At 46.8% G+C, this 20865-nt stretch carries 16 protein-coding genes; 14 read left to right on the top strand and 2 right to left on the bottom strand.

Annotation, left to right across the window (positions count from 1 at the left end; translation table 11 throughout):
* Positions 1–10: 10 nt before the first annotated feature.
* The 11 genes from L5M37_RS18985 (at position 11) to L5M37_RS18935 (ending at position 14683) form a co-directional block, all read left to right on the top strand.
* Positions 11–688, top strand: a complete 678-nt coding sequence (locus L5M37_RS18985) for a molecular chaperone (protein ID WP_113940321.1) — start codon at positions 11–13, stop codon at positions 686–688.
* Between the two features lie 177 nt (positions 689–865).
* A complete protein-coding gene (locus L5M37_RS18980) occupies positions 866–1057 on the top strand; it encodes a twin-arginine translocation signal domain-containing protein (protein ID WP_113940320.1) in 192 nt (63 codons plus the stop codon).
* 24 nt (positions 1058–1081) lie between these two features.
* Positions 1082–3934: a formate dehydrogenase subunit alpha gene (locus tag L5M37_RS18975; RefSeq protein WP_219235014.1), complete on the top strand. Its 2853-nt coding sequence runs from the start codon at positions 1082–1084 to the stop codon at positions 3932–3934.
* A gap of 26 nt (positions 3935–3960) precedes the next feature.
* On the top strand, positions 3961–4557 hold the full coding sequence (fdh3B, locus tag L5M37_RS18970) for a formate dehydrogenase FDH3 subunit beta (RefSeq protein ID WP_006083566.1): 597 nt from the start codon (positions 3961–3963) through the stop codon (positions 4555–4557).
* 49 nt (positions 4558–4606) lie between these two features.
* Complete coding sequence (locus tag L5M37_RS18965; protein ID WP_113940318.1) at positions 4607–5635, top strand: formate dehydrogenase subunit gamma; 1029 nt, start codon at positions 4607–4609, stop codon at positions 5633–5635.
* Positions 5636–6031: 396 nt separating this feature from the next.
* Positions 6032–6232: a twin-arginine translocation signal domain-containing protein gene (locus tag L5M37_RS18960; protein WP_253989766.1), complete on the top strand. Its 201-nt coding sequence runs from the start codon at positions 6032–6034 to the stop codon at positions 6230–6232.
* 17 nt (positions 6233–6249) lie between these two features.
* Positions 6250–9102, top strand: coding sequence for a molybdopterin-dependent oxidoreductase (locus tag L5M37_RS18955; RefSeq protein ID WP_173497709.1), 2853 nt, complete (start codon positions 6250–6252; stop codon positions 9100–9102).
* A 29-nt stretch (positions 9103–9131) separates the two neighbouring features.
* Complete coding sequence (fdh3B, locus tag L5M37_RS18950; RefSeq protein WP_105250558.1) at positions 9132–9701, top strand: formate dehydrogenase FDH3 subunit beta; 570 nt, start codon at positions 9132–9134, stop codon at positions 9699–9701.
* 79 nt (positions 9702–9780) lie between these two features.
* Positions 9781–10764 (top strand): formate dehydrogenase subunit gamma, encoded by a 984-nt coding sequence (locus L5M37_RS18945; RefSeq protein WP_131525797.1) that lies wholly within the window; start codon positions 9781–9783, stop codon positions 10762–10764.
* Positions 10765–11214: 450 nt separating this feature from the next.
* Positions 11215–12798: a methyl-accepting chemotaxis protein gene (locus tag L5M37_RS18940; RefSeq protein ID WP_263201596.1), complete on the top strand. Its 1584-nt coding sequence runs from the start codon at positions 11215–11217 to the stop codon at positions 12796–12798.
* A gap of 493 nt (positions 12799–13291) precedes the next feature.
* Entirely contained in the window at positions 13292–14683 is a 1392-nt protein-coding gene (locus L5M37_RS18935) for a tetratricopeptide repeat protein (RefSeq protein WP_263201595.1), read from the top strand.
* 70 nt (positions 14684–14753) lie between these two features.
* On the opposite strand, the gene L5M37_RS18930 is transcribed toward L5M37_RS18935, so the two are convergent.
* Positions 14754–15665, bottom strand: a complete 912-nt coding sequence (locus tag L5M37_RS18930) for a bile acid:sodium symporter family protein (RefSeq protein WP_173248130.1) — start codon at positions 15663–15665, stop codon at positions 14754–14756.
* A gap of 380 nt (positions 15666–16045) precedes the next feature.
* On the opposite strand from L5M37_RS18930, the gene L5M37_RS18925 reads away from it, so the two are divergent.
* The 3 genes from L5M37_RS18925 (at position 16046) to L5M37_RS18915 (ending at position 18738) form a co-directional block, all read left to right on the top strand.
* Complete coding sequence (locus L5M37_RS18925; protein ID WP_105250563.1) at positions 16046–17383, top strand: coproporphyrinogen III oxidase family protein; 1338 nt, start codon at positions 16046–16048, stop codon at positions 17381–17383.
* Positions 17384–17515: 132 nt separating this feature from the next.
* On the top strand, positions 17516–17749 hold the full coding sequence (locus L5M37_RS18920) for a hypothetical protein (RefSeq protein WP_011787794.1): 234 nt from the start codon (positions 17516–17518) through the stop codon (positions 17747–17749).
* 47 nt (positions 17750–17796) lie between these two features.
* On the top strand, positions 17797–18738 hold the full coding sequence (locus L5M37_RS18915) for a DUF4424 domain-containing protein (protein WP_263201593.1): 942 nt from the start codon (positions 17797–17799) through the stop codon (positions 18736–18738).
* A 53-nt stretch (positions 18739–18791) separates the two neighbouring features.
* On the opposite strand, the gene L5M37_RS18910 is transcribed toward L5M37_RS18915, so the two are convergent.
* Positions 18792–20792, bottom strand: coding sequence for a ligand-gated channel protein (locus L5M37_RS18910; protein WP_263201592.1), 2001 nt, complete (start codon positions 20790–20792; stop codon positions 18792–18794).
* Positions 20793–20865: the final 73 nt, after the last annotated feature.

Here is a 20865-nt window from a genome sequence, read left to right as displayed (position 1 = left end):
GAGATCCGCTATGACCGAATCAGTAAGACAAGTTTCAGAAAACGATCAGTTGAGAGCCGATATCTATCAACTGTTAGCCGCCCTATTGCGCCGTCAGCCAAGCCCTGAACTGCTACACTTTTTGGCCAATCTTGAAATTGATGCCAATGAAGACAACGAGATGACTAAAGCTTGGTTATCACTCCAACTCGCCGCACAGCAGTTTAACAGCGCACAACTAGAAGACGAGTATTTTGCCCTGTTCCTCGGTGTAGGTTGCGGTGAAATCCTGCCCTACGGCAGCTGGTTTATGACGGGCTCATTGATGGATAAACCACTGGCATTGCTACGCCAAGACTTAATGCAACTGGGGTTTGAACGCGAAGACAACGTCAAGGAACCCGAAGATCACGTTGCAGCACTGTGTGAAGTGATGGGAACCCTGATTTTAGAAGCGCCAAGTTATCGCCAATTGGCTTTTTACCAACGCCATATCGGCAGCTGGATTGGCCGTTTTTGCGACAATTTAGCCAAGGCGCCAAGTGCGGCGTTTTACGCCACGGTTGCACAGCTAGCAAAAGCGTTTTTTGCAATGGAAGCCAGTGCTTTTGAGCAATTAAGCTTAGATATTCCAGTCAATTGCCCAGGCAGCGCAGACTTACAGCCAGCCACCAGCGATTTAGCAAAACCAGTAGAGTTAATGAACTAAGACTAAACTGAGTGATAGCGCGGCATGTGCGTGCTAAATGTAAATGTTAGAGATGAGTTCAAACTGCGAAGGTGAGATTAATGTTTACCTTAGCAACAATAACGGAAGCTTAGGCTTCCACAATAACCGAGGTGGTAGCCGTTTGTACCACCTTATCCAGTAACACAAGGAGACACTATGAAGAAGCCAGCTTCCGACATGGGCCGTCGTCAATTGCTTAAAGCATTGGCACTCGGCAGTGCGGCAGGCGCAGTGGTCACTGTGAGTAGTCAAGCGTTAGCTTCGACAAAAACGGCAGCGACCACAGAGCCTAAAAGTGAGAACTACCGCGAAACCGACCATATTCGTAGCTATTATGCGTCGCTTTAAAACTAAAATAGAGGAGAGTGTGTGATGCGATTAACCCGCAAAACAGACCAGGTTGTCGAAGCTAAAGCGCCAGCACTGGGTCTCAATCGTCGTCAGTTCTTAAAATCGGCAAGTCTTGCCACAGGAGGGATCGCTGCGGCGTCCATGCTGGGCACAGGCATGATGCGTAAAGCACAGGCCCAAGAAGATATTGGCCATAATGTTCCCACTGAAGTCAAACGTACCATCTGTTCTCACTGTGCCGTAGGTTGCGGTGTGTATGCAGAAGTACAAAATGGTGTATGGACGGGTCAAGAACCCGCATTCGATCACCCGTTCAACGCTGGCGGTCACTGCGCGAAAGGTGCTGCACTGCGTGAACATGGTCACGGCGAAAAACGCCTGAAATACCCCATGAAGTTAGAAGGCGGAAAATGGAAAAAGATCTCTTGGGATCAAGCGATTAATGAAGTCGGCGATAAAATGGCTTCAATTCGTCAAGAGTCAGGCCCAGATTCAGTCTACTTTATGGGTAGCGCTAAGTTCTCTAACGAACAAGCTTATTTATATCGCAAATTTGCGGCATTGTGGGGTACGAACAACGTCGACCATTCTGCCCGTATTTGTCACTCTACCACGGTAGCCGGTGTTGCTAACACTTGGGGCTACGGTGCGCAAACCAACTCAATCAACGATATTCGCAACTCTAAGTGCATCATGTTTATTGGGGCAAACCCCAGTGAAGCGCATCCTGTTGCCATGCAGCATATTTTGATTGGTAAAGAACGCGGTGCCAAAATCATCGTTGTTGATCCACGTTTCACCCGTACTGCAGCGAAATCTGACGAGTACGTGCATATCCGTCCTGGCACAGACATCCCCTTCATTTATGGCCTGTTATGGCACATATTTGAAAACGGCTGGGAAGATAAAGAGTTTATCAAACACCGTGTCTATGGCATGGATCGTATCCGCGAAGAAGTGAAAAAATACCCCCCAGAAGAAGTTGAACTGGTTGCGGGTGTACCAAAAGCGCAGATGTACCGCGTCGCCAAAATGATGGCTGAAACCAAACCCGGCACCATTATTTGGTGTATGGGTGGCACTCAGCACCACGTGGGTAACTCTAACACCCGTTCATACTGCATGTTACAACTCGCTTTAGGCAACATGGGTGTACCTGGCGGCGGCACTAACATTTTCCGCGGCCATGATAACGTGCAAGGCGCAACCGACTTTGGTTTGTTATTTGATAACTTACCGGGTTACTACGGTTTAACGACTGGCGCTTGGGCTCATTGGAATAATGTGTGGGATCTCGACCCTAATTGGGTAGCGAGCCGTTTCGATCAAGGCGAATATCTAGGACAAAAACCGCAAACCTCTGCGGGTATTCCTTGTTCGCGCTGGCACGATGGCGTGTTAGAAGATAAAACCAAGATAGCGCAAAAAGACAATATTCGTCTGGCGTTCTTCTGGGGACAATCGGTCAACACTGAAACCCGTGGCCGTGAAGTGCGTGAAGCCTTAAACAAAATGGATACCGTCGTCGTTGTCGATCCATTCCCAACCATGGCGGGTGTTATGCACCAACGTCAAGATGGGGTTTATTTACTTCCTGCGGCAACCCAGTTTGAAACCTACGGTTCAATCTCTGCGACTAACCGCTCAGTACAATGGCGTTCTAAGGTCATAGAACCCTTGTTCGAATCCCTGCCTGATCATGTGATCATGTACAAACTCGCCAAAAAAGTGGGTATAGATAAAGAGCTATTCAAGCATATTAAAGTCAATGGTGAAGAGCCTTTGATTGAAGATATCACCCGCGAATTTAACACAGGTATGTGGACTATCGGTTATACAGGACAAAGCCCAGAGCGTTTAAAAATGCACCAAGAAAACTGGGGTACTTTTGATGCTGATAGCCTAGAAGCCCCCGGCGGTCCTGCCAAAGGCGAAACCTATGGCTTACCTTGGCCTTGTTGGGGAACACCAGAGATGAAACATCCTGGTACCCAGATTCTGTATAACGAAGCCAAACATGTGAAAGACGGTGGCGGTAACTTCCGTGCTCGCTATGGTGTGGAACATGAAGGCAATAATATTCTTGCCGAAGGTACTTACTCTAAAGGCAGTGAGATCCAAGATGGCTATCCTGAATTTACCGCCGATATGCTTAAGCAATTAGGTTGGTGGGATGACCTGACCGAAAACGAGAAAAAACACGCCGAAGGCAAAAACTGGAAAACTGACATTTCCGGCGGTATCCAACGTGTTGCTATCAAGCACGGCTGTATCCCTTACGGTAACGCTAAAGCTCGTTGTATTGTATGGACATTCCCAGACGATATTCCACGCCACCGCGAACCACTTTACACGCCTCGTCGTGACTTAGTCGCTAAATACCCCACCTACGAAGATCGTATGGTTGCACGTTTACCGACACTGTATAAGTCAATTCAAGACAAGGATTTTGCTAAAGACTTCCCATTGGCACTCACATCAGGCCGCCTAGTGGAATATGAAGGTGGTGGTGAAGAATCCCGTTCTAACCCTTGGTTAGCTGAACTACAACAAGAAATGTTCATCGAAATGAACCCTGCAGATGCAGCGGATCGCGGTATTCGTGACGGTGACAATGTTTTTGTTCATGGTCCAGAAGGCGCCAAAATCACGGTTAAGGCTATGGTGACACCGCGCGTTATTGCCGGTGAATGTTTTATGCCATACCACTTTGCTGGGGTGTTTGAAGGCGAAAGCCTAGCGAAAAACTATCCAGAAGGCACTGTGCCTTACGTGATAGGCGAATCTGCAAACACCATTTTAACTTATGGCTACGACGTTGTGACTCAGATGCAAGAAACTAAGTCCAGCCTATGCCAAATCAGCAAAGCCTAACCTACTTGATGAGGAGATAAGCCATTATGGCAGTCATGAAATTTCTGTGTGACACCAAGCGCTGCATCGAGTGTAACGGTTGCGTCACTGCATGTAAGAACGAAAACGACTCCGCTCTCGAGTGGGGAATTCAACGTCGCCGCGTGGTGACGATCAACGATGGTCTACCTGGCGAAGCCTCAATTTCAGTGGCTTGTATGCACTGTACTGACGCTCCCTGCATGGCCGTATGTCCGGCAGATTGTTTCTACCGTACCGAAGACGGCATAGTGCTACACAACAAAGATACTTGTATCGGTTGTGGTTATTGCTTCTATGCTTGTCCATTTGGTGCACCGCAATTCCCGAAAAAGACTGCCTTTGGTAGTCGTGGCAAGATGGACAAGTGTACTTTCTGTGCCGGTGGCCCAGAAGAAACCTTCTCCGAAGCTGAGCGTAAAAAATACGGTGCTAACCGTATTGCTGAGGGCAAGTTACCTATGTGTGCTGAGCTTTGTTCTACTAAAGCGCTGCTCGCAGGTGATGCGGAAGTGGTATCAAACATTTACCGTCAGCGTATGGCCTCTCGAGGCAATCCTAACGTGATTTGGGGTTACAACCCCAAGACAGGTGAGATTAACTAAGCAGAGCGAGGGTTAGGGAGAAATCCCTAACCTCTGGCAAGGAGTGAAAATGTTAAACAAACAGTTAAACAAATCACTGCGCAGTCTGTTTGCTCTGTTGGTGCTCGTCATGGGATTGGGATTAGGTTCAGTCATGAGCTCAAACCCAGTACACGCAAGTGATCAGCAATCGAGTCAACAACAGGCGAAAGCGCAAACCAGCGATGCCGATCTTTGGCGAGCGGTAAAAGCAGGCGATGCCGGCTATACCACTGCCAAAGGAATAGATACTGGGGTGTTGATTAACGTTGCCGGTAACCAAGGTAAAGAACTGAGAAATGAATACTTAACCCCCGTCATGGCGCTAGCCGTGGTAGGTGTGTTTGGTGCTTTCTTATTGTTTTATCTGGTGAATGGTCCATCAAAACTGAGTCATGGCTTTTCAGGCAAGATGGTTTCGCGCTGGTCAAAGGCGGATCTGTGGATCCATTGGATCATGGCGAGCAGCTGTCTGGCACTGATGTTTACCGGTCTAACCATAATGTTAGGTAAGCATGTCATACAGCCAATGTTAGGCCCCGACCTTTGGGCGCCATTGATCTATGGCAGCAAAACAATCCACGATTGGGCAGGTCCCATTTTTATCGCGGCTTGGGCTGTATGTGTGGTGAAATGGATGCCGTTACAAACCTTCAAGATGTATGATTTGAAATGGTTTTTAGTGGTAGGTGGTTATATCAACTTTGGCCCGTTCAAAGGTAAGCACCCTGACAGTGGTTTCGCTAACGCCGGTGAAAAAATGTGGTTCTGGACCCTGATGTTGTTTGGTTTATTCATCAGCGTATCTGGCATCATGTTGGTATTACCAGGCTTGGATTTACCCCGCGAAGCCTCTATGGGCGCGCTGCTGATCCACTCTATCAGCGCTATTATCTTGATTGCCTTTACTATAGTGCATATTTGGATGGCGACCGTACTGAGCGAAGGCGGTATGGAGTGTATGAAGTCAGGTTATTGTGATGAAAACTGGGCAATCCAGCACCATAATCTCTGGTATGACGAAATCAAAGCCAACGGCAGCTTAAAGTATAAAGACTAAGTTAAACCGCAGCTTTTACATCCTCAAAACACCCCGCGATGCGGGGTGTTTTTTATTCGCCCTGATACCCATCGCATTAATTCAAAAGCACAAAAAATTAACAACTGAAACAGCGAGATACAAAAATCCGCCAACGCCATCCTCCCCAGTAGTTCACTAAACTATGAGCGAGTTAACGCTTTAAGAGAACGGCCGCCGATTTCAGGGCTGCAAACTGTCCTAGATCAATTCCTACTCAACCCTTTCCTACTATATTGCCGTCACGCGCGATGATTGATGGTAAACAAGATGATTTCATTATCTTTTCCGCCGCTAATCTTCACTTTTTGATAACAAGATGAACCCCACAAAAAGCCGTGCGATCTCAAAAACTAAACCCTAATTTCAGGAGTCAGCATGAAGCAGCAACCCAGCGATTTATCTCGCCGATCTTTGCTCAAAGCGCTCACCGTCGGCAGCGTAGCGGGTGCCGCCATTGCCGCAACCGGCATGAGCGTGGCACAGGCCAGCGAGAGCAGCAAGGTAACCACTAAAGAGTCAAAGGGTTACCACGAAACTGCGCATATCAGCAGCTATTACGATAGCTTGCGCAGCTAATCTAGGAGAAGTCAGCGATGAAGTTAACTCGCAAGTCCAATGTTGCCACAGTGGCAGACAAACCGGCGTTAGGCATCAGCCGTCGTCAATTTATGAAGCACGCAGGTATCGCCACAGGTGGTATTGCCGCAGCATCTCTGATGGGCACAGGCATGATGCGTCGTGTCGAAGCCAAAGAAGTGCCGCATGATGCGCCAATCGAAATCAAACGTACTATTTGTAGTGCCTGCGCCGTCGGTTGTGGCCTGTATGCCGAAGTACAAAATGGTGTGTGGACGGGCCAAGAACCCGCATTCGACCATCCATTCAACGCTGGCGGTCACTGCGCGAAAGGTGCTGCACTGCGTGAACATGGTCATGGTGAAAAACGCCTGAAATATCCAATGAAATTGGTTGATGGCAAGTGGAAAAAAATCTCTTGGGAAGATGCTATTAACGAAGTGGGCGACCAAATGCTCAACATTCGTAAAGAATCTGGCCCAGACTCAGTGTACTTCATGGGTAGCGCTAAGTTTTCTAACGAAGGTTGTTACATGTACCGCAAGTTGGCGGCTATGTGGGGCACAAACAACGTCGACCATTCAGCTCGTATTTGTCACTCTACCACGGTAGCCGGTGTTGCTAACACTTGGGGCTACGGTGCGCAAACTAACTCTTTCAACGATATCCAGAATGCTCATGCCATCTTCCTGATCGGGGCAAACCCAGCAGAAGCGCATCCCGTTTCGATGCAACATATTCTGATCGCTAAAGAAAGAAACAACGCCAAAATCATCGTCGTTGACCCACGTTTCTCTCGCACTGCAGCGCATTCAGACTTGCATTGTGCAATTCGCCCAGGCACTGACATTCCTTTTATTTACGGTATGTTATGGCACATTTTTGAAAATGGTTGGGAAGATAAAACCTTTATCAAGCACCGCGTATTCGAGATGGAAAGTATCCGTGCTGAAGTGAAGAAGTTCCCACCTAAAGAAGTCGAAAACATCACTGGTGTGAGCGAAGCCGAGGTTTATCAAGCGGCTAAATTAATGGCTGATAACCGTCCTGGCACTGTGATTTGGTGTATGGGTGGAACTCAACACCACGTGGGTAATGCCAACACTCGCGCTTATTGTATTCTGCAATTAGCACTGGGCAACATGGGCGTTTCAGGTGGCGGCACTAACATTTTCCGTGGCCACGATAACGTACAAGGCGCAACTGACTTAGGTTTGTTATTTGATAACTTACCCGGTTACTACGGTTTGACCTCTGCAGCATGGAGTCACTGGACCCATGTTTGGGATCTGGACATGGCATGGGTGAAAGGTCGTTTCGATCAAACAGCCTACCTTGGCAAAGATCCAATGACGACACCGGGTATTCCTTGTTCTCGTTGGCACGATGGTGTGTTAGAAGATAAGAGCAAGTTAGCGCAGAAAGATAATATCCGTATGGCGTTTTTCTGGGGACAATCGGTCAACACTGAAACCCGTCAGCGTGAAGTGCGTGATGCCTTAGACAAGATGGACACAGTCGTCGTTGTCGACCCATTCCCAACGATGGCAGGTGTTATGCACCGTCGTAAGAATGGCGTGTATCTGCTGCCTGCGGCAACTCAGTTTGAGACTCACGGTTCAGTATCTAACTCAGGCCGTTCTATCCAGTGGCGTGAGCAAGTCATCGAGCCACTGTTCGAATCTAAAACTGACATCGAAATCATGTACCGTTTGGCCCAAAAACTGGGTATTGCCGAGCAGTACACTAAACGCATCGCGATTGAAAATGGTTTACCTGTGATTGAAGAAATCACCCGTGAAATCAACCGCGGTATGTGGACTATCGGTATGACAGGTCAAAGCCCTGAGCGTATCAAGTTACACACCCAAAACTGGGGCACTTTCAGCAACAAGACGTTGGAAGCCGCAGGCGGCCCAGCTAAAGGCGAAACCTACGGTTTACCTTGGCCATGTTGGGGCACACCAGAGGCTAAACACCCTGGCACTCAAATCCTTTATAATCAAGCCAAACACGTTAAAGACGGCGGTGGTAACTTCCGCGCCCGTTACGGTGTTGAATATAAGGGTCAAAGCATTTTAGCCGATGGCACTTATTCTAAAGGCGCTGAAATTCAAGACGGTTACCCAGAATTTACTGCCGATATGCTCAAACAATTGGGTTGGTGGGATGATCTGACGGCGGAAGAAAAAGCGGAAGCCGAAGGTAAAAACTGGAAAACAGATTTGTCAGGCGGCATAGTGCGCGTGGCGATCAAGCACGGTTGTATCCCCTTTGGTAATGCTAAAGCTCGTTGTATTGTATGGACTTTCCCTGACCAAGTCCCTGTACACCGTGAACCGTTATACACAGCACGTCGTGACTTAGTGGCGAAATACCCAACCTATGACGACATGCAAGTACACCGTCTCCCTACGCTGTATAAGTCTATCCAAGACAAAGACATGAGCGGCAAGTACCCGCTGGTACTGACATCGGGTCGTCTGGTTGAATACGAAGGTGGTGGTGAAGAATCTCGCTCCAACCCTTGGCTGGCTGAACTTCAACAGGAAATGTTCGTTGAGATAAGCCCTGCCGACGCTGCCGATCGCGGCATTCGTAACGGTGAAGACGTCTGGTTAGAAGGCGCCGAAGGTGGCCGTATTAAGGTACAAGCCATGGTTACCCCAAGGGTAAAACCCGGCGTTACCTTTATGCCATATCACTTTGCGGGTGTGATGCACGGAGAAAGTTTAGCGCCTAATTATCCAGATGGAACAGTGCCTTACGTTATTGGTGAATCTTGTAACACTGCGCTGACCTATGGTTATGACCCTGTGACACAAATGCAGGAAACCAAGGCATCACTCTGTCAGATTGTTAAAGCGTAAGTGCAGCTTAAGCTAGGAGAATTGCCATTATGGCTACAATGAAATTTTTGTGTGATACCAAGCGCTGCATCGAATGTAACGGTTGTGTCACTGCCTGTAAAAACGAAAACGACTCCGCTCTCGAGTGGGGGATCCAACGCCGCCGCGTAGTGACGATCAACGATGGTCAACGTGGTGAAGCCTCAATATCTGTCGCCTGTATGCATTGCTCAGATGCACCTTGTATGGCGGTTTGCCCAGCAAACTGCTTCTACAGAACCGACGACGGCATAGTGCTACACGACAAAGATGCCTGTATTGGTTGCGGTTACTGCCTGTACGCCTGTCCATTTGGCGCACCTCAGTTCCCGAAGAAAGGTGCCTTTGGTAGCCGCGGTAAGATGGATAAATGTACCTTCTGTGCCGGTGGCCCAGAAGAAAACCACTCAGATGCAGAACGCCAAAAATACGGTTCAAACCGTATTGCCGAAGGCAAACTGCCTATGTGTGCAGAACTGTGCGCGACTAAAGCACTGTTAGCGGGTGATGCCGAAGTGGTTTCAAGCATCTTCCGTGAGCGTGTGGCTTATCGTGGTGCTAAAAACGCGGCTTGGAATTAATTCAGGTCAACAGGATCTGTCCACAGACTTAGCTTAGCGCCTATCTAGGTGGGCGCGACTAAGTGAGAGAGGATGTATGATGAACAAATGGTTCAAACACATAGGTTTAGCCATAGCACTGTTATTTAGTGCTGTGTGTATAGCCAATGGTGGTGATGAACTGGCGAATCAAGTTCAACAGTCTGATGCCCAAATTTGGGCGCAACTGAAGGATGGTGCCACGGGATACACTACCTCCCAAAGTGAGTTTCATGCTCAGCCTATCAATACCTACGATTTACGGGTATTAGCGCTGCGTAGCGACTGGTTAGCGCCCGCCTTAATGGCAGCACTATTCGGTATGATCATTATCTTTGTCCTATTTATCAAGGTGAATGGCATCTCCAAGCTGCACCATGGTTTTTCAGGCAAGTTAGTGCATCGCTGGTCTAAGTTTGATGTTTCAATCCACTGGTTAGGCGCGATTCCATGCTTACTGTTGATTTTAACAGGCTTAACCTTGCTGGCGGGTCGCTTCTTCTTCCAACCTTGGTTGGGTGAAGGCATCTGGGAAGCAATCGTCTATGGCGCGAAGCAAATCCATGACGTGATGGCGATTCCCTTCATGATAGGTTGGGCATTGATGACCACCCTATGGGCAAAAAACCAACTGCCAAAAATGTACGACGTAAAGTGGTTCATGGTAGTAGGCGGTTACATTAACTTTGGTCCGTTCAAAGGTAAGCACCCAGATGCAGGTTTTGCTAACGCGGGTGAGAAAATGTGGTTCTGGGCATTTGCCCTGTTTGGATTAGTGATTTCGGCCTCGGGCATGTTATTACTCTTCCCTAACCTGTTCGAGCCAAGCCGTACATTAAGCTTGATCGCCCTGGTACTGCATTCAGTGAGCGCTATCGTGATCTGTGCTTTCTCTATCGTACACATCTTCATGGCAACTGTGATGTCAGAAGGTGGTATGGAATGTATGGTGTCAGGCTACTGTGATGAAAACTGGGCAAGCCAACATCACAACCTATGGTTTGATGAAATCAAAGCCAACGGCACGCTTAAATATAAAGAATAAGACTGGAATCTAGTTGTAGGTATTCCAAAAAATACTTAGCCACTAGCAAACGTAGAGCCCCCGTCAATCACTACTGGCGGGGGCTTTTATTTCAGCATTAGTCATCGGCTTTAACTATATGTCTGAATTACATTTTGAATCATTTGTAGCATTTGAGTACGAGATCACAAAGACCAATTTAAATGCTAAATCACTGTAAAAAAATTGCATGTATCATAGTCATTTAATAATAAAAACAATAATCTAGATAAAAGTTGAATTTAAACAACACAACATTTCGTAACTTAGCAACCAACCAGATGCAACACCAATAAAACAATTCAATTAAAAACAGTATCTTAGTGGACATTTCCATAAAATACTCTCTTGCTGGCTAGCTCACGCACACGCTAAAATTACCTATAGCGTAATTAAATTACGCATTGCTGCTTTTTATCCTAGAAGGTCACCATGTTTAAAAATGCCAAAACCAGTACATTGACGGCATTGCCATCAGTGTTTACAAGTATCTTACTGATCATCATAGGTATTTCGTGCTATCGCAGTTTTAACGAACTCGGTGAGACCAGTAAAAGCCTAGTCGACAACACTCAGCTCGCAGAAACTTTCACTACAGTACGAGAATCCTTTTTTGAGCTGCGCTTAGCCACCTTAGTCCACAACGGTAAAGCTATCGCCGATCAACAACATAAGGTCGCACAACTTGTCTCTCAACTGACCAAATTTAATACCGACTTCATGGGCACTGATGCTCAAGCTATTCACACACTTTTGCCACAAACAGAACATTATGTTCGTCTCTACCAAGATGAACTGGCACTCGCTAAACAAACTGGAGCAGTACCTGAACTAACCGCTGAGCGTGCTGCGCTCGGGCCTAAGGTCAGTAATCAAATCAACCAATTAGTCACGCTGATCACTCAGAGAAATCATGAGTTAGGCAAACAAGCTGAAGATAAAGTCACCTCGACAGAAAGTATCCTACTGGGATTGATCTTGTTCGCGATTATAGCGTCACTCTTTAGCGCCCTCATTATGAGTAAACAACTCGTCCACATAATCAATGAGATAAAACGGGTAATGGAACGTCTTGCCCATGGCGACCTAACTCATAAAACAAATATTAAAGGACAAAATGAGCTCTGCTCACTCGCAGAAGATCTCGACAGCGTGATAGGTAATCTACGTGAAATTATGTCTGAAATTGCCCAAGCCTCGGATCATATGTCCGACCAAATAGGACAATTGAATGTACAGTCAAATGCCAATAATCATGCACTGCAAATCCACGCCGTTGAAACCGACCAAGTCGTGACAGCCATGACTGAAATGAGCGCCACGGCCCATAATGTCGCGGGTGATGCTGCATCCGCAGCCCAGTTTACTCAACAAGCAAATGCGCAAGCGGATAAATCAAAGAAAGCCGTCGAACAAGCTGCCAACACTGTGATTGCCTTGGTCGCTAAAGTCGATGTCGCTGCTGATGCGATTAATGATATGAACGAAAATACCCGTCATATCGCCGCGATTTTGAATGTAATAGGTGAAATTGCCGATCAAACCAATCTGCTAGCGCTTAATGCAGCCATCGAAGCCGCCCGTGCAGGTGAACAAGGTCGAGGCTTTGCTGTTGTCGCCGATGAAGTTCGCTCACTGGCCGCACGCACTCAAGCAAGTACCGCAGAAATCAACCAGATGCTGGAACAACTTTATCTTGGTGCCAATGCCGCCGTAACCGCAATGGAGCAAACTAAACACAGTTGCCAGCAAGCCGCCGATACCACCAATCTAGTGACGGAAAACCTTGATACCCTGACCACTTATGTGTTCGATATTAATGGGCTCAGTAATCAAATAGCCACCGCAGCAGAAGAGCAAAGCGCTGTGACCGAAGAGATAAACCGTAATCTGACCACCATTCGTGAAATGGTCGATGAACTGAATCAAAGCGGTAAAGCCACCCTCAATAGCGCAACCTCTTTGGCCGCGACGAAGGAACAACTCGTCGGCGTGGTCTCGCATTTTAAGCTTTAGGTTTAGGCTCCCTAAAAAAAGCTTTTAAATCTGCGGCCTAATAACAAAAATTATTGGGCTGTCAGATTTTTAGATGAGATATAAAGCGAAACACACACCTGCAATATAAATCGCAGCCAAGAAAAATAATCTATTATTAATACTATATTTTTATAAAAATTATTTACCAAAAAATGATTAAATTGATTCAGTGTCAACTGTACTAAAGCAATAATAAGAGCGTGAAGCCTATAGTTCAGGAATGAAGATACGTATTGCCCATCTCCCACAATATTGAATACCACTAAAAAACTTCGGACTCAGCTAATCAACGATTAGCTATCGTCGGCTTCCATGTAAGGCCAACACACGGCAGTGCTACCGCTGCAATTCATCCGCCTGTCCATAACACAGTGGTAAACCGCAAGGCTTGCTTGTAGCATAACAAGCCTCTACGTTAAACAACTTCACTAGCACTACCGCTTACAAGTACCCGCTTAACGACAAGGATGTTATGAAGATATTCACTATTGCTACTCTCCTATTACTGTTGACAGTAAGCTTTGCAGCAACCGCAGAAAAGTCCGCGCTGGAACAGCTATTTGAGCAACAACAATACGACGCTTTCTTGCAACAAGCACAGCAGCAAGCAGCAGAGAACAATGCTGAGGCGTTATTCTTACTGGGTAAAGCCTACCATCTCGGCCGTGGCGTCACGCAAGACAATGCCACCGCCAGCCAATACTATGAACAAGCCAGAGCCTTAGGTTCGGCCCGTGCCAGCCATAATCTAGGCAGCATGGCGCTGGATAATGATCGAAAAATGCAGGCCATCCCCTTGTTAGAAGAAGCGCTGGCGCGGGGTCTTAAACTACCGACCTTATATAACCTAGGACGAGCACACAGTCCGGCAGATCCCAGCTCAAGGTTCTATCTAGCGAAAGCAATCACTGCGGCGCAGCAAGCGGGGAGTTACTTTGGGCAAGCCTTTGAACTCCAGCCCGATAACCTCTATCTGGATAATGCCTCACGCGAGTATCTGCGTGCTTATTTAATGGCGATGCAAAGTGTCGGCAACGAAAGAGAAAGCCTCGACATCCCGCAGTTACGCCAGCAAGCCATAAAGTGGCTGGAATTGGGTATGGCAGCAGATGACAGTACGGCGTGGACAAACTACGGCGCTCTGCTGTTGAATGAAAATGACTACAGCGGTGCGAAAGCCGCATTTTTACAAGGTGCTAAGCGTCAAGTTGCCATAGCTAACTATCATTTAGGCAGTATGGAAGAGCGTGGTTTGGGTGCAGAAGCCGATAAAGTGCAAGCACTGGCATACTACGAGAAAGCAGCGTTAGCGGGCATGGAACAAGCTAAAACGCCCGCATATAATCTGCTTAAGGCACAACTGGAATATGAAGACGATCTCACTAAATTGGAACAGGGCATTGCCCGCTTTAATGCACTAAAACAGCAAGATGAGTATGTTCCCATCTCACTTGACTCAGTTATTCATCGCCTGACGTGGGGTAAGTTTCTGGCACAGCAGCGACAACAGATTATTTCGTTGCCAACAGCGGCCAAAACCCAATTAAGCTTGCAGGCCTGTGGTTTAGGCTACAACCAACTGCATGGCAGCACATACAATATTGGAGAAAACTCTCACTGGCGTATGGCGGCGTATCTAACCTTAGCTGACAAAATCGCCTTACCACTAGAAGGCAGAGTCGATGAACATGGCTGCGCCAGTTTAACGATTACCATGACAGATCAGCTGTATCACTTGTTACAACAAGGTGCCGTATTCGGATTACGCTTTCCCAACTACACACTGCCACTGGCATTAAGCCGGCAAGAAAATATCTTGCAGCTAACACTCATGCCTGTCGAGACCCCATTACCGGTTAATTAGTCACAGCAATTTAAGCCTGTGGCCACGCTTACTCAGGTCACAGGCATTGTCTATTTTCGACAGCAACATCTTAATCTTGCGATTCCCTCGCCCAATATCCCGCCAACATGGCGCCAGACAAATTATGCCATATCGAAAATATCGCGCTGGGAATGGCAGAAATAGGACTAAAGAATTTAATACATAAAGCAGTGGCGAGACCGGAGTTTTGTAGGCCAACTTCGATGGAGATAGTTTTACAAACTGTGTGGTTAAAGCCTAATAAACGGCAACAGAAATAGCCTAATGCGAGACCAAGGCCATTATGTAAGAACACGGCCAGCAGAATTATGGGGCCAACTTTATCAAACTGATTGGCATTTAACGCCACGATAATCGTAATCGCCATCACAATTGCCAAGATAGAAATCAGTGGCAATGCAGGAGCGACTTTAGCCACCAGCGATTTAAAAAAATGATTGATAATCACGCCAACGCTGACAGGGATTAGCACAATTTTCACTAAACTCAGCAGCATATCGGCGAAGGGTATATCGATCATTTCCCCAATCAACAGCTTAATAATCAGTGGTGTTAACACCACGCCCGCTAAGGTTGATAGGGCCGTCATGGTTATCGATAAAGCCACATCGCCTTTCGCTAAATAACAGACCACGTTTGAGGCGGTGCCGCCTGCAACACTGCCTACTAGCACCATGCCTATGGTGAGTTCCCTATCTAATCCTAATAACAGGCTGATCAATAATGCGCTGAGCGGCATGACCGAAAATTGCAGCACGAGTCCTGCGAGTACCGCACGTTTCTGTTTGAAGGCATTAGCAAAATCCTGAAGATCTAAGGTGAGCCCCATAGATAGCATGATGATCACCAACAGCGGCACTATGGCGGATTTAAGCTCAGTAAACCAACTCGGTATCAGATAAGCTGTCATTGCGCCTATCAGTGCCAACAGCGGGAAGAAGCGGTTTACGTTTGCCAACATAGTGGGCCCTTTACATCAAGAGGTTATTTTTATCGCTCGGATGATGACAGCCGTCCCTTGGATAGACAAGCGCTAATCCGCCAGCAACAAAATGCCTAGAATGGTGATTTTCAATCTCAGTATTTAGACTGACACGGCAAGCTAACCCCGCAAATCTACAATAAATTCCGCTAAAAAATGTATGATAAAAATGCATTCTCAATCGCTAAAACATGATCTGCTTAACAAAAAGCCCGTGATTTCCTTGTTAGGAAACCGTAACTTATAACCAGTTCACGTTTTAACAATTACATACGAGGTAGTCTTATTGCGCTAGGTGGTCGTGAATTACCTAAAGCAATTTCGGTGTTTACGGTTAGCACTCTCAGATAGGAATCGTTATGTCATCAGTTATTCAAACGCTCAGCGGCGCTATCGCAACGCCTTATCAAGCGAATATTACCGTCCCTAACTGGATGCTCGGCTCGATGGAACGGGTCATGCAGTACTATGTCGATAAGAATCTTCGCCTCGATACGCTTTCCGCAGAAATGATGCCAGCACCGGTTGAAGGCAAAAAATATATGCTATACGCACATATTCCCTTCTGCCATACCCTGTGCTCTTACTGTACCTTCCACCGTTTTATGTTTAAGGAAGACAAGGCGCGTGCCTACTTCATCTCATTACGTAAAGAGATGGAAATGGTCAAGGCCCTCGGCTATGACTTTGAATCTATGTACATTGGTGGTGGTACCACCACAGTATTAGAAGACGAATTAGCCCGTACCATAGAACACGCTAAAACCCTATTTCCTAGCATTAAAGAAGTCTCCTGCGAGTCCGATCCGCAGCATTTAGACAGCCCAGGCTTTAAACAGCTCAAAGGCTTAGTGGATCGCATGTCTATCGGCGTACAAAGCTTTAATGACGATATTTTAAAAATGACCGACCGACTCGATAAATTCGGCACGGGTCAGCAAACCTTCGACAAGATCATGGGTGCCAAAGAGTTGTTCCCTATTATCAACGTCGACCTGATTTTTGGTTTCCGCGGCCAAACCGATGAAGTGATCCAACACGATCTCGACATGGCATCGCGCTTAGACCCAAGACAAATTACCACCTATCCGCTGATGATCACTCATCAAACCCGTAAGAGCGTTAAAGGCAAATTAGCGGCGCCGCAAGCGGATATGGCAAACCAATATCGCCAAATATTAAACAGTCTTAATGGTCAATATAATCAATTATCTGCATGGGCATTTGGTAAAACCGATGACGAAGGATTTGACGAATACGTTATTGATTACGACGAATACTTAGGGGTAGGTTCGGGCTCATTTAGTTTCTTAAATGACACGCTTTATGTGAACACTTTCTCGCTACGTAAGTACCAAGAACGCATCGCAGCGGGTCAAATGGGTGTCGAGCAACAAAAGAACTACAGCAAAAAAGACGTGATGCAATATCGCTTTTTGCTGGGCATGTTCTCCGGCCGTTTATCGCGTAAATATTTCCGTGAAACCTTTGGCGTCAATTTAGATACCGCCTTATTTAAAGAAATGACCTCAATGAAACTGATTGGCGCCATCAAAAACGACCCAACAGATCCCGACAATCTGATCGTCACCGACAACGGCAAGATGATGGGTCTATTGATGATGAAAGAGTTTTACTCAGGCATGGATAACGTGCGCGCCCAGTTGCGTAAACCGCTCAAACCCTGTGATATGTAACACTTATTGATGATTGTTGATTCATAAAGACTAAACAGGCCCTTCGAGGGCCTTTTTGTTAACTCGGTTTAAAGGTAATCTTGCCCAGTACTATTAATTGAGCACAATCCCAACAATAAAGGAGTATTCGTTATGGGTTTTAATGAACAAGAAAAACAAGCCTTATTAGCACTCAAAGGCGTTGGCCCGACAGTAATTAAACGCTTCGAAGAAATTGGCATCAGCTCGCTACAACAACTCGCCCAACACGAAGTGGATGATATTGCTAACTTAGTCGCCAGCATGCTGCGCACTACTTGCTGGAAAAATAGCCCACAAGCGCGAAATGCGATAAGTGCGGCCATCGACCTCGCCCGCGCGCAATAATCGTTCCCCATTGATACTTAAAGCATCCAACTAGAGTTAAGAAGTACATGTCAGCACACTTAGCCATACCCCTTTTTGCTATAGTTTTACTCGTCTACGGAGAAACTGCCTCTGCCAACGATAGCAGTTTTGGCGATGCTAATGGCTCTATTACCTTGAAATATCAGCCTAATATCAGTATGGATAAAGAGTCCCTCTTCATCAGCGAGACCGAAGTCAGGGTCGATTATGTGTTTACCAACACCAGTTCGCAGGATCTTATCGTCCCCATAGCCTTTCCCATGCCACCGATGTTTTTTGGCTCAGCCGATCACAGCAGCATTGATAACTTCACCCTTAAAGTGAATGGCAAAACCCAGCCAACTCAGCACAGGCTTGTTGCCCAACTTGCCGATAAAACCGATATTTCAACCGAGCTGAAACAGCTTGGTTGGGGGATAGATGAAGTCGCTTACTTTACCGAATATGCTGAAGTCCCCAAGGGCAAACCCGCGCTCCCCAAGCAATGGTTGGATGAGGACCAACAAATCGCCTTTACCCTAAGTGATTACTTTGTGTGGGAACAAACCTTTCCCGCGGGCCAATCTGTCGCTATCAGCCATAGCTACACGCCAAGCCTCTCAACGGGCATCCCCGATACTGCCAGTAGTATTATTGATACTTACACTGAACTGGCCTGTTTAGATGAAAGCGCCAAGCAAGGTATTCGGAAGCGTAATCTCGTTGTCAAACAAGACGGCGAAGATGTTGAATATGGCGTGGAATGGAGCCACCTTAGCTATATTTTGGTCACGGCCAATAACTGGCAAGGGGCGATTAAGGACTTCAAACTCACTATTAAAAAATCCCAGCCCACAGATCTCATTAGCCTGTGTTTTGATGGCGAGCTTAAAAAAACCGATCCACTCACCTTTGAATTCCAGCAAAAACAGTTCACGCCAAAGCAAGATCTCAGCATCCTGTTTATTCGTAAACCGAATTTTGAATAATCAAAAAAGAAGCCAGCTAAGTGCTGGCTTCTTTATAAATCACTGTTTTTTAGTTAAAAACTATAAGTCACACCTAACCAGTAACGGCGGCCATCTTCGATATAACCGTATTCCTCTTGGGTAATTTCCTTATCGAAGGCGTTATAAATGCCCGCACTAAATCTCAGGCTATCGTTCAACTGATAGTTAGCCCCCAAATCCAGCAGAGTATAAGAAGGGGCGATTAAACTGCTCGATGAAGGTCCTGTCGTCGGTTGGCTCTCTTCGCCACGGTAGTTCACCCTCAACCAAGTGCTTAAATTATCAATAGGCTCGTAGTTGAAAGACGCTTGGATCAAATGCTTAGGCAATTGATTCAATGGGCTACCTTTGTAAGCACCCGTCTTTTGCTCTGAATCCGTGTAAGTGTAGTTACCCGTAAAGCTCAGGTTTGAGCGAATCCGATAATCGATACTCAGCTCAATCCCTTGAGTCACAGCATCGTCGATATTCACGTAAGTGGTTGGGTCGGAACCAAATTGATTGGGACCATCGGTACACTGAGTCGCAGGACAGGCTACGCGGGTGATCTTGTCATTAAACTCGTTATAGAACACACCCGCGCTGGCGGTAATGCTCTCGGTCAGATCAGAATACAAACCTAACTCGTAGTTAACTGAAGTTTCAGGTTGTAAATCTGGATTACCGTACATGTTGCCACCGCGGCTGACTTGTCCCCAGTCGGGCACTGTCTGGCGTAAACTCGGCGCCCTAAACCCTGTTGATACACCGCCCTTTAAGGTGGTGCTGTCGGTTAATCCCCACACGCCATAAACGCGCGGACTGACATGATTACCAAAGTTTTCATCATCATCCAAACGCAGCCCCATGGTCAGAGCAAAGCTATCGACAATGCGCCATTCATCCTCAGAAAACACCGACCATTGTTTGCGACTAATATCAGTTAAGTCACTCACTTGGTTACCTGTTTCGTCGGTGAGATCTTGATGGTTGAATGCTGCGCCAAAGGTCGCTGTATGACTTTGGCCTAACGTAGTGATAAGGCTAGATTGCGCATCCGTGTTAGTGATTTTCATCTTACGGGATTTATTATCAAACACTTCATGCTTGATATAGCTATCCGAAGTACCAAAGTCCCAACGACCTGTATGTGAAAGGGAGAAGGTGCTGTTTTCATATTCTGTCGTTGAAGATTCAGGGCAACCGCGACGACCACAGGCTTCGCCCGGTGCTAACGGTGTGACGGTTTTACCTAAACTGCTGTCGAGTTCTTGGTTAGAAGTGCCAACTTCAAACATGATATCGTGATTTTCATTGGGTGTGAGCGCAAATCTCGCTGTCAGATTAGTCGCATCGCGACCTCGGTAACCACCATAGATTTGATCTTCTTCACGCTGGGTATATTGACCATAAAGTTGCATCCCTAGCAGATCTTTGATCAAACCACCGTTGACGAAAAAGTTGCCTTGATACACATTTCCCGAGTCAGATTTCTCCTGCAAAGTGCTGTCGAGTCGCACCTCACCCTGCCACTCGTTTGGCACTTTGCGAGTGATAATGTTAATTACCCCACCAATGGCATCCGAACCATAAAGTGACGACATAGGCCCACGAACGATCTCAATTCTATCGATAGCAGCCAATGGTGGTGTCCAAGCGCCTTCAACGCCTGGGCCGTCACTGTTGGTCCGTGTCTCGCGCGAGGATTGGCGTTTACCATCCACTAAAATTAACGTGTATTGGCTACCCATGCCCCGCAGACTGATATCCTGACGGTCTGCACCACCCGTAATCACCACGCCGGGCACTTCTAACATGGCATCGGTTAAGTCGCGGTAGAAGCGGTTATCCAGATCCTCACGGGTGATCACGCTGATAGAAGCTGGCGCATCGCGAATTTGCTGTTCAAATCCCGATGCAGTCACCACGATTCTTTCCATCATCTTTTCTTTATCTGACGCGGTATCCGCAAGGGCATTTGTTACTGGTACTGTGGGCAACAAACATAAAGCGGTGATCACTTGAGCGAGGTACTTCTTACGACTTAACAACATAACCGACAAGTCTCCATTAGAGCAAAGATTGTAAATGAGAACAATTTTCAATACGGCAATGTATCTCTATGTT

It is taken from the genome of Shewanella sp. SM69 (genome assembly GCF_025653985.1).
GTDB classification, from domain to species: Bacteria; Pseudomonadota; Gammaproteobacteria; order Enterobacterales; family Shewanellaceae; genus Shewanella; species Shewanella oncorhynchi.
This window is presented reverse-complemented; position numbering and strand designations above follow the sequence as displayed.

Coding starts and splice junctions, on each gene's coding strand:
- L5M37_RS18910 (WP_263201592.1), bottom strand. CDS start 20,792: ATGTTGTTAAGTCGTAAGAAGTACCTCGCTCAAGTGATCACCGCTTTA.
- L5M37_RS18980 (WP_113940320.1), top strand. CDS start 866: ATGAAGAAGCCAGCTTCCGACATGGGCCGTCGTCAATTGCTTAAAGCA.
- fdh3B (WP_006083566.1), top strand. CDS start 3,961: ATGGCAGTCATGAAATTTCTGTGTGACACCAAGCGCTGCATCGAGTGT.
- L5M37_RS18920 (WP_011787794.1), top strand. CDS start 17,516: ATGGGTTTTAATGAACAAGAAAAACAAGCCTTATTAGCACTCAAAGGC.
- L5M37_RS18960 (WP_253989766.1), top strand. CDS start 6,032: ATGAAGCAGCAACCCAGCGATTTATCTCGCCGATCTTTGCTCAAAGCG.
- L5M37_RS18915 (WP_263201593.1), top strand. CDS start 17,797: ATGTCAGCACACTTAGCCATACCCCTTTTTGCTATAGTTTTACTCGTC.
- L5M37_RS18945 (WP_131525797.1), top strand. CDS start 9,781: ATGAACAAATGGTTCAAACACATAGGTTTAGCCATAGCACTGTTATTT.
- L5M37_RS18955 (WP_173497709.1), top strand. CDS start 6,250: ATGAAGTTAACTCGCAAGTCCAATGTTGCCACAGTGGCAGACAAACCG.
- L5M37_RS18965 (WP_113940318.1), top strand. CDS start 4,607: ATGTTAAACAAACAGTTAAACAAATCACTGCGCAGTCTGTTTGCTCTG.
- L5M37_RS18925 (WP_105250563.1), top strand. CDS start 16,046: ATGTCATCAGTTATTCAAACGCTCAGCGGCGCTATCGCAACGCCTTAT.
- L5M37_RS18985 (WP_113940321.1), top strand. CDS start 11: ATGACCGAATCAGTAAGACAAGTTTCAGAAAACGATCAGTTGAGAGCC.
- L5M37_RS18930 (WP_173248130.1), bottom strand. CDS start 15,665: ATGTTGGCAAACGTAAACCGCTTCTTCCCGCTGTTGGCACTGATAGGC.
- L5M37_RS18940 (WP_263201596.1), top strand. CDS start 11,215: ATGTTTAAAAATGCCAAAACCAGTACATTGACGGCATTGCCATCAGTG.
- L5M37_RS18935 (WP_263201595.1), top strand. CDS start 13,292: ATGAAGATATTCACTATTGCTACTCTCCTATTACTGTTGACAGTAAGC.
- fdh3B (WP_105250558.1), top strand. CDS start 9,132: ATGGCTACAATGAAATTTTTGTGTGATACCAAGCGCTGCATCGAATGT.
- L5M37_RS18975 (WP_219235014.1), top strand. CDS start 1,082: ATGCGATTAACCCGCAAAACAGACCAGGTTGTCGAAGCTAAAGCGCCA.